The sequence below is a fragment of the Shewanella sp. genome (assembly GCF_013214165.1).
GTDB lineage: Bacteria > Pseudomonadota > Gammaproteobacteria > Enterobacterales > Shewanellaceae > Shewanella.
On record NZ_JABSSM010000006.1, the window covers coordinates 1 to 13,992 of the forward strand.

Annotated in this window: 10 protein-coding genes; 7 read left to right on the forward strand and 3 right to left on the reverse strand. The window is 47.5% G+C overall.

Translation table 11 applies throughout. The features are described from left to right. Positions 1-183 precede the first annotated feature (183 nt). The 6 genes from HRU42_RS02910 (at position 184) to trpS (ending at position 9,116) form a co-directional block, all read left to right on the forward strand. Positions 184-1,053, forward strand: a complete 870-nt coding sequence (locus HRU42_RS02910) for a carbon-nitrogen hydrolase family protein (protein ID WP_295028847.1) — start codon at positions 184-186, stop codon at positions 1,051-1,053. 108 nt (positions 1,054-1,161) lie between these two features. Next, positions 1,162-3,621: a TonB-dependent receptor gene (locus tag HRU42_RS02915; RefSeq protein WP_295028848.1), complete on the forward strand. Its 2,460-nt coding sequence runs from the start codon at positions 1,162-1,164 to the stop codon at positions 3,619-3,621. 126 nt (positions 3,622-3,747) lie between these two features. Continuing rightward, positions 3,748-5,412, forward strand: coding sequence for a sulfotransferase (locus HRU42_RS02920; RefSeq protein ID WP_295028849.1), 1,665 nt, complete (start codon positions 3,748-3,750; stop codon positions 5,410-5,412). A 62-nt stretch (positions 5,413-5,474) separates the two neighbouring features. Beyond that, the gene (locus HRU42_RS02925; RefSeq protein WP_295028850.1) at positions 5,475-6,677 is read left to right on the forward strand and encodes an MFS transporter; all 1,203 of its coding nucleotides are present in this window, start codon (positions 5,475-5,477) and stop codon (positions 6,675-6,677) included. A 141-nt stretch (positions 6,678-6,818) separates the two neighbouring features. Continuing rightward, positions 6,819-7,607 carry a prolipoprotein diacylglyceryl transferase gene (lgt, locus tag HRU42_RS02930; protein ID WP_295028851.1) on the forward strand — a complete coding sequence of 263 codons (789 nt, stop codon included), beginning with the start codon at positions 6,819-6,821 and terminating at the stop codon, positions 7,605-7,607. 390 nt (positions 7,608-7,997) lie between these two features. Then, complete coding sequence (gene trpS / locus HRU42_RS02935; protein ID WP_295028852.1) at positions 7,998-9,116, forward strand: tryptophan--tRNA ligase; 1,119 nt, start codon at positions 7,998-8,000, stop codon at positions 9,114-9,116. Positions 9,117-9,149: 33 nt separating this feature from the next. Here trpS and HRU42_RS02940 read toward each other — a convergent pair whose 3' ends face one another. Together HRU42_RS02940 and HRU42_RS02945 are read right to left on the reverse strand one after the other, a co-directional pair. Continuing rightward, complete coding sequence (locus HRU42_RS02940) at positions 9,150-10,067, reverse strand: WD40 repeat domain-containing protein (protein ID WP_295028853.1); 918 nt, start codon at positions 10,065-10,067, stop codon at positions 9,150-9,152. Between the two features lie 218 nt (positions 10,068-10,285). Next, positions 10,286-10,561 (reverse strand): SIMPL domain-containing protein, encoded by a 276-nt coding sequence (locus HRU42_RS02945; protein ID WP_367227135.1) that lies wholly within the window; start codon positions 10,559-10,561, stop codon positions 10,286-10,288. A gap of 276 nt (positions 10,562-10,837) precedes the next feature. Between HRU42_RS02945 and HRU42_RS02950 the strand changes: the two genes are divergently transcribed. Next, positions 10,838-11,560, forward strand: coding sequence for a hypothetical protein (locus HRU42_RS02950; RefSeq protein ID WP_295028854.1), 723 nt, complete (start codon positions 10,838-10,840; stop codon positions 11,558-11,560). A 75-nt stretch (positions 11,561-11,635) separates the two neighbouring features. Here HRU42_RS02950 and HRU42_RS02955 read toward each other — a convergent pair whose 3' ends face one another. After that, positions 11,636-13,879: a DUF6351 family protein gene (locus tag HRU42_RS02955; RefSeq protein ID WP_295028855.1), complete on the reverse strand. Its 2,244-nt coding sequence runs from the start codon at positions 13,877-13,879 to the stop codon at positions 11,636-11,638. Positions 13,880-13,992 lie beyond the last annotated feature (113 nt).

The following is a 13,992-nucleotide window of genomic DNA, read 5'->3' on the forward strand; positions in this document are numbered from 1 at the left end:
CCCCCCCCCCCCCCCCCCTCAGAGCACCTCCCGATACTTTATTTCTTCTCTTATTCATTTCAAGCCTCAAACTGGACCCATAGATAACTTAAAACTGGTACTAACCCATGTCGAGGTAATATCGTTACATTGAGGTAACAGTTAATTAACGATCGCATTTACTGTGATTTTGAGAGGTAAACCATGAGCCAGTTTTCAGTCGCATGTTTACAAATGGAACTGTCGGGGAGTGATAATCTCGCCGCATTAGGGGCCGAGATAGTCTTGACTAAACAGCGCTATCCTTGGGTCGATATGGTAGTGCTCAGTGAACTATGCGTTAACGGCCCCTCTATCAAGCATGCGCAAGTGTTTCCCAGTGAGGCTGAGCAATATTTCTGCAGCTTGGCCAGAGAGCATGATCTCTGGTTGATCCCAGGCTCCCAGTTTGAACGTGACGGTGACCAAGTGTTCAATACTGCATCTGTGATCAACAATCGCGGCGAAGTGGTTGAGCGCTATCGCAAAATATTCCCTTTTTATCCTTATGAAACTGGCGTTACTCCAGGTCATGACTTCGTGGTATTCGATGTTCCAGCGGGATGCATCGCAGTGGCTATCTGTTATGACCTGTGGTTTCCCGAGGTCGCACGCAGCCTGGTTTTCCAAGGAGCTGAAGCCATCATATATCCGACAATGACCGGGACTATCGATCGTGAGATAGAGCTCGTTATGGCTCGCTCAACGGCGGCGATGAATCAGTGTTACGTATTGGCGGTGAATGGTGCTGGAGATTACGGTAACGGCCAATCGATCGTCGCAGGGCCTGAAGGGAAAGTGGTGCATCAGGCCTCGGTAAGCCATGAGTGTATTCCGGTGGAGATAGATTTTAGCCTAGTCAGGCGCACGAGAGAGCGAGGCATATTCGGCTTAGGCCAGCCGCTGAAGAGTATCAGAGACTGCAATCTCGATTTTCCATATAGCCATTCAACTGAACGTAAAAAGAGCAAGTTAAGTGATTTAGGGGAGCTGTCCGTATCGGGCCGGTATACACAAGCGAAAAGTGACCGTTAGAGTCGTACACACTGGCCTACATGAGATGTTGTTACTTATATCGCGTTCGGTATATCACGGGTCATTTCTGTAAAAGACTATAAAAACAATAAAGATCTGGAGCCATGAATGAAAACGCAATCAAAAATTATGTCTATTTCGACTAAAGGTATCTCACCAAGAAAGACTCTGGTAGCCAGCGCTGTGAGTGCTGTCTTACTCATGTCGATGCCTCATTTTCAACTGCATGCCGCTGAGGAATCACAAGCGACTAAAGGGACCATAGAGCGAATAGAAGTGACGGCTAACCGCCGCGCTCAGAGTATTTTAGAGGTGCCTTACAATATCTCAGCCGTCTCTGGTGACGAGCTTGAGAGGGGCAACATTGTCGACTCGAATGAATTGCTGCGTAATGTGGCGGGTATTACTGTTGTCGACCGCGGTTATCGAAATTCCGGGGCGGTTAACGGTGTCGTTATCCGTGGGGTGAATGTCGACAGTGGTGGTAATGGCGATGTTGCCCTATCGGCAGTGCCAACCGTAGCCTCTTATATCAATGACACCCCCATTTTTGCCAACTTCATCATGAAAGACATCGAGATGGTGGAGGTGCTTCGAGGTCCGCAAGGCACGCTTTATGGCTCAGGCTCCTTAGCCGGTACGATTAAGTATCGCATGAACAAGCCTCAGCTCGATGAGTTCTCCGGTGATATAGCCCTGAGTGCTGGTATGACAGCAGGCTCGAATGGCAATAATATGAGCGGCGATCTGCTGCTCAATATTCCATTGTCAGAGAATATCGCCTTTCGGGCTAATATCGGCAAGATAGACAAGGATGGCGTAGTCGATTACGTCAATGTTTATCAATTAGATAGCAATAATTATGCCCCCAAAGCCGAGGGCGGTGACTTGGCTCATGGTGGTCCCTCGTTCAGAAGTGTTGAAGATGCAGATAGCGTAGATATCACTTATGGCCGTGCATCACTGCTGTATGCACCAAGCGATGATCTTTCGTTCTTGTTGTCTTATCAGTTCCAAAAAGATGAGATCGGTGGCCGCCGACAGGTGACACGCGGAACGCATTGGGTTAATGGTATAGAAGAGGAATACGGTGACTATGAAAACGGTGCGGTGTTACTCGAGCCATCGGAGCGTGATGTCAGCTTAATGACACTGGAAGTTGAATGGGATCTAGGGTTTGCCAGCCTAACCTCGAGCACCTCAAAATATGATCATACCGGTCAGTCAATCTCGGATAACACTGGTTTCTACGCTAAACAGAATTGGTTCTCAGATCTCTATTATGGCTCTCCACGACCCATGGCGATGGCGGATCGTGGCTACGAAGAAGAGGCTATCGTTCAGGAGCTGCGTCTGGTCTCTAACGAGACTGTGAACAATATCGATTGGGTGGTTGGCGCTTACTATATGGATCAGGATTCCTTCTCGACCCAAGACAGCTACATGCCTGGTTATCAGGAGTGGGCGGGAGCCGCGTTCGATTGGTGGCCAACCATGGCTGATTACGGCATGGTCTACACAGACAATGACTTCCGTTATCGTCGCAATCAAAACTTCAAAGATACCGCCCTGTTTGGAGAACTCACCTATCATTTCAGTGATGAGCTGAGAGTGACCACTGGCCTGCGTGGCTTCAATAATAAATTTGTTAATAACACTGAGCTATCTTTACCCATCTGGCCATTTCTTGGGGCTGATCCCAGCTTTGATACCGAAGAGAGTGGCACGCTATTTAAATTTAACCTCTCCTATGATATCTCAGATGCCACCATGGTTTACGGTACGGTTTCTGAAGGTTATCGTCGTGGCGGTGCTAATGCAGTGCCCCTGACAGGCTCATTGGCCGAACGCGAAGAATGGCAAGCATATGATTCTGACACAGTCATTAATTATGAAATTGGTTTGAAAGGCTATCTGGGTGATCATGCTCATAATTACACCTTGTCGGCCTTTGTGATCGATTGGAAGGATCCTCAGCTTAATACCGCCACCACATGGGGCTTCTTTGCCGCGACCAATGGTGATTCGGCGCGTACTCAAGGCATAGAGTTCGAGCTTAAGGGCTACCTCACAGACGATCTGAGCTATAACTTAGGTTATGCCTATGTGGATGGGCGTCTTACCGCAGATTTCTATACCCCGTCGGCAGTTGGGGCGGAGGATCCCATGCGATTGCAAGCCAAAGATGGAGATAGATTACCCAGCACCCCGGAGCATACAGTCAGTATCGGCCTGGATTATATCTATATGCTCAGCAACGGCATGGACTGGAGCACGCAGATCAACAGTTACTATCAGTCTGATTCACTCAACTACTTAGGAGAGAGTGATATTTATCAGGCGGATATCGCGGCCTTCTCCCTGTGGAACTTCAATACTCGATTAAGCAGTGATGATTGGGATCTCAACCTATATGTGAAGAACATCTTCAATGAAGATGGCGTGACTGGCAAGATCACCGAGGGGCATATGGGAACTGAACCGAGTCAAAACTTCTATGGTAATTCCTCTAAGGATTATATTAGCCAGCCAAGAACCATAGGCCTATCGGCAAGGTATCGTTTTTAATCGTTAGTCTTTAGCAGAGTCATGCTCGGGAGTGCATGACTCTACGCTTTTTAGCTGGTATTTAATGTGGGTTAAGTATGATTCTGAAATAATAATCAAATAATAATCAAATAATAACAGGAGTTTATGTCATTAACTAACGATTCATGTTCACAGAGTATTTCAGCGGCTAACTTGAGCGAATCTAGTCTGTTAACTGCCGTATGGAGTGCTATCGAGAGCCAAGATATCCCTAGGGCCATCACGCTGTGTCAGCAAGCTAATCGACGATTTACCCAGAGTGCTAATAGCTGGTTCGCAACCAGTAACTTAGCGTTTAGGTTGAAAGATCCTATTGCTGGACTCGCTGCAATAGACAGGGCGATTGAACTCGAACCGACGAAGGCTCAATGGCAGTTACATCGAGTACATCTACTGTTAATGAAGGGGGATAGACACCAAGCCAGTGAGGCGGTTACTGTATTATCTGCGCAGAAATTTACTCGCTACCAAGATTATGCCGACCTTGCCTTGTTACTCAATAAACTCGGGAACCATGAGTTATCGGCGGCTAAATACCATCAAGCCATCGCATTAACCCCCGATAAAAATTCGACTGAGAAAGGTCAGTTGCATTTTAATCTGGCATCTATCCTGCGTTATCTAGGTCGGTTAGATGCAGCGGAACTCAGCTTCGATAAGGCTATTGAGCTCAATCCCAACGATTGTGAGGCATACCTGCAACGCGCTAGCCTGAGAAAACAAACCTTGGCGCATAATCATATTTTACAGCTGTCTCAGAAGAGTAGAGACAAGAATAATTCTCCGATTGGTCTGGCTCAGATCCATTATGCCTTGGCTAAGGAACATGAAGATCTTGGTCATTTTTCAGAGAGTTTTTCCGCGTTAACATCTGGTGCCCGAACTCGGCGTCAAAATATGAAATATTCGCTGAGTGGTGATCTCGATACCTTAGAGTCGATTATCACTCACTTCGACTCAGAACTAATGCGTCAACAACATCAGCCCAATCAGACCGACTCAGGTTATAGCGATGACGCGCCAATATTTATTCTAGGCTTGCCTAGAACCGGTTCTACCTTAGTCGAGCGAATCGTCAGCAGTCACAGCCAAGTTAATAATGCGGGTGAGCTCAATAACTTTGCCTTGGCCATGATGACTGAGTGTAAAAAACTCACCGAGCAAGCCCCAAGGTCCCGTAGTGAGCTGGTGGCGCTGAGTAAGGCTATCGATTTTACCGCCCTGGGTCAGGCCTATATTGACAGCGTTCGTCCCATCATCGAATTAAATGGGGGGGGAAAGCGTTTTATCGATAAATTGCCGCTTAACTCTCTCTATGTGGGTTTAATTCACCTGGCCTTGCCTGATGCCAAGATCATTCATGTGAAGCGCCATCCCATGGATACCTGTTACGCCATCTATAAGCAGCTGTTTACCAGTGGTTATCCCTTCTCCTATGACTTGAACGAGCTAGGGCAGTATTACATCGCCCACCAGAGGCTAATGTGCCACTGGCAAGAGTTATTACCGGGCGTGATGCATGCCGTCAGCTATGAAGATGTGCTTGCAGATCTTCCCGGCCAAGCGAGAGGGTTAATTGATTACTGTGGTCTGGAGTGGCAAGAGGCGTGTGTAGACTTTCAACATAATCGCCAGGCGTCAACAACAGCGAGTGCGAGTCAGGTGCGTCAAGGCTTGTATAAGACTTCGAAGGGGCGCTGGCGCAGTTTTGCAACTGAGTTGGCATCACTGAGGGAGCAACTCGAGGCTGCGGGAATCGATTGTCGCTAGCTATCCCAGACAATAAACCTAGATGAAAACAATAAAAAACAATAACAGATAGGAAGAATAGCATGAGTGAGCAAACGATTAATGAAGAAGTAGTTCATGGCATGGGGGGACCCATTGGGGGGGGGATTGATCCCAATGGCATCATAGCTCGGATTATTCTGGCCTTTCTGACCACTGCTGGGATCTTCTATATCAATATCATGCCAGCCGTGATCAATGGGCTCAAAGATGGCTTAGAGTTTACTAATCAGCAAGCGGGTTTTGTCAGCTCGGCTAACCTTTATGGCGCTGCCATTGGTGCCTTGACTGCCGTGTTCTTGATAAAAAAAATCTGTTGGAAGCGCTGGGCCTATGCGTTACTCCTAGCCCTGTTGGTCATTGATTTTCTGTGTATCTATATTCAATATCCAGCTGGGATGATCGCCGTTCGCGCCATCCATGGTTTAGTGGGAGGTTTGCTCGTGGGCATAGGCTTTGGCGTGATCTCTAGGACTAAGGAGGCGGATAAGACGTTCGGTTACTTGTTGTTTATTCAATGGGGCCTAGGCGGACTTGGACTCATGTACTTACCTGGCTTGGTTCCCGAATATGGTACAGCTGCCTTGTTCATTGCCTTAATGACATTCACTTTGGTTACCTTATTGATGATGCCATTTCTTCCCGCATACGCTATCAAGCAAGATGACACCCAGCATCTGGTTAGGTCGAATATCGATTGGAAACCCTTGTCACTCAACGTCTTCGGTATCTTTCTGTTTCAAGCCGCAAACATGGGACTATTCGCATACATCATAGGCTTGGGTCGAGTAGAGGGCCTGACACTCGAGTTTATGAGTCCGGCTCTGGCTATGGCCAGTTGGATTGCGCTCATCGGTGCCTTCTTGGTGATCGTCTTAGGCACTAAATTTGGTCGAACCTTGCCCCTAGTTGCTGCTATTTTTGCTACCGCACTCTGTACCTGGGCGCTCCATTACAGCGGTGATGCCAATATCTATTTGATTGCGAATGTCGTTATCGGTATTACTTGGGCGTTTGTTTTACCTTATTTGTTCGGGATCTGCTCTGAGCTAGATAGCGCGGGTCAGATGGCAGCACTGGGAGGTTTTGCCTCTAAGATGGGCCTAGCGACTGGACCTATGGTCGCTGCCTTCTTGCTTGGGGAAGACAATTATACTCTGGTGATAGATATTGCCGTTATCACTCTGATTATCTGCGCCTTCGTGATCATTTATCCCGCTAGGTTATTAGATAAGCAGGCCAACTAACGAGAGAAAATAGGCTCTAATCTGATTCAAATTGCCCTGGGGATATCTTAAGAAAACTTGCTAAGTCACTAAGTTCAGCGTAAAACAGCCTCAAACAACCTAAATATCTCTATTTTTTGAAAGAAACTGGAAGGCTAAATTTTGGAACATTTTGTTTGGAACATAGACCCGGTATTGATCTCCTTCATGGGGCTAAAAGTGCATTGGTATGGTGCCCTGTTCGCGACGGCTATTGCCTGTGGTTTTCAGGTGATGAAGCACATCTATATCAAGGAGAAGCTGCCAGTCGAATCGTTAGATAATCTGCTGATGTATTGTGTTATCGGTATTATCGTCGGTGCTCGCCTGGCTCATTGCCTTTTCTACGATCCGGCCTATTATTTCAGTAACCCACTGAAGATTTTAGCCATCTGGGAAGGCGGTCTCGCCAGCCACGGCGGTGGTTTAGGCGCGATTCTGGCACTCTATTATTATCGCCGCAAGATGGATATGCCCTTCCTGTTCCTGCTGGATAGATTGGCCATAGCCACGGCCATCTTTGGTTTCTTCGTGCGTATGGCCAATTTCATGAACTCAGAGATATTAGGTCTGCCGAGCAATGTACCTTGGGCTATCATCTTCGAGCGTGTCGATACCTTGCCACGTCATCCGGCTCAGTTATATGAAGCGTTTGCTTATCTGGCCATTTTTATCGGTCTTTGGGCTATTTACAAATACACCCAGATGAAGCAGAAAGAAGGCGCTATCTTCGGCCTATTCCTGGTATTGGTGTTTAGCTCACGCTTTGCTATCGAATTCGTCAAGGTCAAGCAGGCGGCCTACGCCGATGAGATGACCTTGAGTGCGGGCCAATGGTTGAGCATACCTTTCCTCATTGTCGGCGTGGTGCTACTTGTGATGCCTTATTTGAACAAGAAGGCTAAGGCTTAGCTCGAGTCATTTGAGCCAAGCACAACATAGCCGCCAGAGACATGGTTCTCTGGCGGCTATGGGGTGTTTATCGTGCTGCTTTATATGTCGCTTTTAAGGCTGGCCATCGAGCCATCAGCGGATAAGTTTGCGTCGAATAACGCAGCAAGTTCTGCAAAGGGCCAGTTAATAGATAAGTAAATCATTTTTAATCTCTGTTTAGCTTGTCCCCGTTGAATGGGCTTGATAACCTGCGGTAATGAAAACCCTATCCCTTAGTTACAACCCTCAGTTATCTTGGTGGCGCTCTCTTCTTTAGAGCGGCACATCTCATCATGTTCATAAGCCGCCGGATGGTAGCTAATGGATCTCAATCATAGTGTCTCCGGTGGTATTAATCAGGAGTCAATTATGCAAGTAAAATCAAATTTTAAGTCTAAGTATAAGTCTAATGCTAAACGCGTCGATTCGGTTGAAGCGACCTTGTTGGATAAACACCAATCGCGTCGGGTCGAAGTTGATTTAAGCACGAATAAAGAGATAGTCCTCACGGGGGATCGCGCCACGGGTCAGTTGCACCTAGGCCATTATGTAGGCTCCTTGCAACAGAGAGTCAGTCTACAAGACGTGTATCAGCAGACCATTTTAGTGGCAGATATGCAGGGCCTGACCGATAACGGTCACCAGCCGCAGAAGGTCGCAGCTAATATTCTTAATGTGGTGGCCGATTACCTCGCGGTGGGTATCGATCCCCTAAAGACCAGGATCTGTCTGCAGTCCGCCATCCCGGCTCTGGCCGAACTTACCATGTATTATGCTAATCTGGTGTCTATCGCCAGGTTAGAGCGCAACCCTACGGTGAAACACGAGATCCAATCTAAGTCATTCGGGCGCAGTATACCGGCAGGTTTCTTAACCTATCCCATCAGTCAGGCGGCTGATATCACTGCCTTCAATGCCACTCTGGTGCCCGTTGGGGAAGATCAATTACCTATGTTGGAGCAGACTAATGAGATAGTCAGGAGGCTGAATCATATCGCAGGCAGCGATATCTTGACCGAGTGTAAGCCTCTGCTGAGTAAGGTATCACGCTTGCCCAGTTGCGATGGTCGCAGCAAGATGTCTAAATCCATGGGTAACACCATTATGCTCAGTGCGAGTGAGCGGGAAATAACTAAGGCGGTTAAGTCCATGTATACCGATCCCGATCATCTGCGAGTGCAAGATCCCGGTAAGGTAGAGGGCAACGTGGTGTTTACGTTTTTGGACGCGTTTCATCCGGATACGGATTATGTCCTTGGGCTTAAGGAGCAATACCGCTGTGGTGGTCTAGGGGATGGCACCACCAAGAAAATTTTGGAGGAGTGTCTGCAGGAAACCTTGAAACCTATTCGTGAACGCAGAGCTAGGTTTATCGATGATAAGGCGCAGCTGATTGACATATTGAAGCGAGGAAGCGAGCAGGCTAAGGAAGAGTCTACTCGCGTGTTAACGTCCGTGAAGCAGGCTTTCGGATTAAATCTGTTTTAACTCATGGTGATTTTATTACTATCACTATCACTATCACAGTTTCCACATTTCCAGTGCCCCATCCGAGCTTAGGGTCATGAGCTGGCCGCTGGGGGTGACGGCCATATCGAGCACTGTGGTCCCGGCGGTAAAAGCGGTGATATTCCAGTGCTGCTTTTCCTTGCCTGAACTCAGATCCCAGCTCATCACCTTCTGTTTTGAGCTGGCTGTGATGAGCGTCTTGCCCCGGTCGACAAATAACGCTTGTCTGAAATAGCGATAGCGCTCTAGGAAGGCTAACTGGCCGATACTCTCACCAGTATGAGAGTCGGCTATGAGGTGATTATCTAAGGCATCGGCGATAAATATTCTACCTTGGGCTGCATCGAAACTGATGCTGGTGATCCGCTGTGCCAGGCTAAAGTCCTCGATGACTCGTCCATCGCTACTGGCCCAAAGAAGCGCGTGTCCATCATGGGCTGCCGACAATATTCGTGTGTCATAAGCGATAAATTCAACATGACTGACGGGCCCATCATGGAGCTGAAACATAGACAATTGCTTATTTTGGAGATCGACTGTGATCACCGAGCCTTCGTTCATGCCGAGCAACACACGTTTTCCGCTCTGGCTCAGATGCACACTGGAGATACTGGCATCACTGTCAAAGCCCTGTGCAAGCCAGGAGACGTCGAGTTTGCCGCTATTGAGATCAAATATCGATACTTGATGCTTTCCCACCGTCGCCAGATACTGATTATTTCCTGAGAGTGATACTCGGTAAATAGGCTCATCGAAGTCATCTGCCAGCCAATGATGTAACAGAGATTTCGAGGCATTATGCCACACCGATAACTCACGGGTGCGGCTCAAGGTGACTGCAAGCTTGGTATCGCTGGACAGGTCGGCATCGATGAGATTGTCTGCGACATATCTATGGATAGCGCTTGGCTTTGATTCTGGTGTAGCCATGGGTTGACCGCAGCCAGTAAGAATAAGACCGAATGCCATCAGCGAAACGCTAATGATGCTAGAGGCGAGCTTATTTGAGTCGATATGGGACAAGATCAATCTGGCTCGAATTAATTAAGCGATAACCGATACTAGCATATGCTTTGCTGGTATCGGTTATTCGTCATTTAACTTAGTTATTTTTGAATTCATGGCCTTGGGTTATTTCAATCTATAGATCACTTCGACTTGTCTCGAATGGTGACTTGGCCTTGTTGATAGCTTTCGGCTACGTCATAGCTAGGATCGGCGTTCATGCGCATCATCACAGGCTGAACCGGGCGTTGATCTAAGTAACGGATCTCCCAGAGTCCCAGGATCTCTTCACCGAAGCCCACGGCGAGTTTATTGGCTTTGCGCTGAGCGTCCTGGATGGCTGCCAAGCGAGCCTTATCTATGTATTCCTCCTCCTTGCTGGTCTTAAGCGCTATGTTATTTATTTTGTTTGCTGCCACGGTTTTAAACTTGAGGTCAGTGTTGCCTGGATATCCAGTATAGGGCTAGCTGAGCTTCACCTATTGATGATTAATACATCAATGCATTAAGCAACCAATGCATCAAATTGTTACCCACAGGCATAATAGATTGTCTTCCTAAGGTTAAGATATCAAGATGTTGCTGAGTGGTTGCCAGTCTGTTTGCTTCTGTTTTCTTTGACTATACTATGGCTAACGGCGGCTGCGATTAGCTGTTTTTACTCGAGATTCATTAGCGAAATCTATGGAGGTGGTATGTACTTTATAAGAAGAAACCTACTGTTAGGTTCAGCCATTGTCTTCTGCTACCTAGCCGTGATCCTCTACACCGGAAAACTCGCAGATGTGTCCCTGTCTGATGAGGCCCATGTTTACGGTACCCAGCAGGCCTATGGCAGAGCCGTGGTCGATCACAGAGTATCATTGTCTGATGTCCGTGCTGTGGCTAAGGTTCAGCCAGCAAGGCTACAAGCGCTTAATTCTGAAATTAAAAGTGCAATGACTATTGGCAGTTACAATGAATTTTCCAGTATCAGCAACCTAGCTATGGCCGAGGTTGGCACAAATAATATAGGTCGGAGTGTTCAAGCTAACCTAGCTAATACCGAGGTGGCTTTTACCAAGGTGATTAATGCCAGTGCTAACGTGAATACTCGAGCGCGTGTTACGGCTAAGCTCGAAGCCTTGCGGAAACGACACCAGGACCCTAATTACAAGGTCGAACTTGAGAAGCGGAGACTGTCCAGTGTGCTCAATACGGTTATCTTCATCCTAGGGATTGCCATTATTGCATTGACACTTTGCGGGGATAATCAGAAGCAAGAGTTTGATGAGAAGATGATATTCTTGTCGGCGTTAATCTTACTCGATTTTATGTTTATTGGTGGGCTCTTCACCATGTTAATGCCCTTGATAGGCCTAGCCATACTCTATGGTAGACAGTATTTAACTACTCATTTCACCCCCCATCAGGAGTAGGGTTACTGAGGCCTTTTTGGTGTCCAACACCCAGTTTTGGCTGGGTGTTGGGAGTACGGCTAAGCCGCAGCATATTTATCGTTCTACTTTTAGTCTACTACCCAGTTGGGCTGACTGATTGGGATTTTGGTTTTTACTGGCCTCTTGTGTCGGCGTTAAGCCTAAGTCCGGTTTGCCAATATCTCCCTGACCATAGTCACATACTCCATCGGGGAATATATTTTCCAAGTGCTCCTGATAAGCCTCAATGGAAACATTGCCGTATATGCCTCGCGCTATGGCATCACTAACCGGGATACGACCACACTTGAAGATGCTGCCGGCCCAGGGGCCACCTGCTTGTACGCGAATGTTGCTGTATATGGGATATATTTTACTGCATTTCCCGAATGGTTGATTATTCCATTCGCCATCCCACACATCCGCCCCCTCAAATTGCACCTTACCTAGATGATCTATGCAGGCATCGACTAAGTCAGCGGGCTTGCTGCTGGCAAGGTCTTTATTTTCCGAGGCGCTTAAGGCCATCAGCCATCGGTCAAGAAACGCTATGCCCTTATCGATGGGAGTATGATCTTTATGGGAAATCCATACCACCTGATTATCATTGTGTCCCTGATATTGCTGGATCCTTAGCCGGGTCTCGAAGGACGCTAAGGTGTGGTGCATGTTGAGATCGTCTTCCAGATAGTGACGGATCTCCAGGATAGGTAACTCGGCCTTGCCGATGAATATCTGCCCGTATTTATAGCCGTTGACGATCGCCTGGGGATCGGCTGGTTTTCGTTTGGCAAAATGGGGTGTTGCCTCGGTGATATTATTGCGGCTCCACAGGCTGAGCCAGATGGGGAACCTCATGCCAAAAGGTGTGAATGCCGTTTCTTTACGCATTTTATCTTGTGGTACCCAGGAACCGATATACCGATTGAGGTGAATAAACTCTTCGATGTTGATGTCTCCCCTTTGCATGGCTCTCAGGCCATACTGAACGCCCTCATTGCCCCAGGTGGTGCGTGCAAACCCATGACTATCAGTGCCATAAATCTGGGCTAAATCTTGCCAATATGTCCAGTTAACCTCTTCTTTCACCTTATCGGAGAAGTAAGGTTTGACGAAACCTTGTTTGGGATTGTAGAAGAAGGTCGCGGCGATAAACCAAGAATATACACATTCGCTGCTGCCATTGGGCATGGAGGGCCAAGCACCGGCAAATAATTGATTGAGGGGGACTAAGAAGGTATAGGGATGTGTAAAACCATTGATGCCATTCATGCCCTCAATATTCTCTCTCTGCTCCCAGTCTTTCCACTTACTATTGCCGTTGTCTGTGACGTTAAAGTAGTGCTGGAGCAGGTCGCAATCGAGCAGGAATATCGATTGTGACACCATATCCGGATAGCTGTAGATTGGCATTATCCCATCTAAAACCCCAGTGCTGTTTTGGGCGATAAGGTACTGGGCGAGTCCACCACCTGAGCCGCCAATGCCTAAGGTATAGAGGGGGTCACCATAGAGAGAGATGAACTGTGCCTTGACTCTTCTGGCGGTATCTTCGGCGAGCAACATGTTATAGCTGTAGCTGGTATTGTTACCACTGGAGGCGATGACGGCGTAGCCTTGTCTGAGTAAGGTGAGGCGTCTATTGATCAGGCGTTCGGCCCCCATTTGTCCCTGTCGAAACCCTATGCTGGCGCCGCCTTTGAACTGATAGATGAGCTTATTATTCCAATATTGCTTGGTGTCTCTGACCCCTAAGCTGGTCTCGGACACTAGCATGGCAATAAAATAGATATAGCGGTTGATGCTACCTCTCTCTAAGCGGAAAATCTCCGCGACCGGCTTACCTTGGATCTCAATTGTCGCAATATCTGCTCTTGCTGGTGGCTTATCGAGATCGTAGCTTCGTATTTTATCTGTGCCTGTTAAGGTATAAAAATAGTCTATTCTTGAGGTGACCATGCAGTCTTTGCTGTAGCCCATTATCGCGTCGTTGTCATCGTAAACCGTGACGCCATAACCCGCTTGATTATCGACCAGAGGCTGACCTAAACCGGCATCGACAGTCATGCAGTAGAATGGGTATTGGCGCATACCCGAGTAGAGGCTGTCGGCTGGGCCAACTTCGCCGAGTTTGATCGGGAAAGGGAAGGTTTCACTGGGTCTTGGGGTGAGGCTGATATGCTTGTCTATCTGTAACAACAGGTTTTCTTGATCCATAGGTGCAACGGATATGACCTGACGTTTGACCAGAGGGTCTGGTTCACATGCGCTTAAGGTTATGATTAAAGTGAATAATAATATCAACCCCCTGCTATTCATTGCTAACTCCTGTGCTTATCTAATCCTCTTCTTAAGTCTTGTTCGATTCGATAAAAAAGCAACAATTATGCTGAAATAGTTTTTTTGTTGACTTCGTCTGCGACCACGGACAA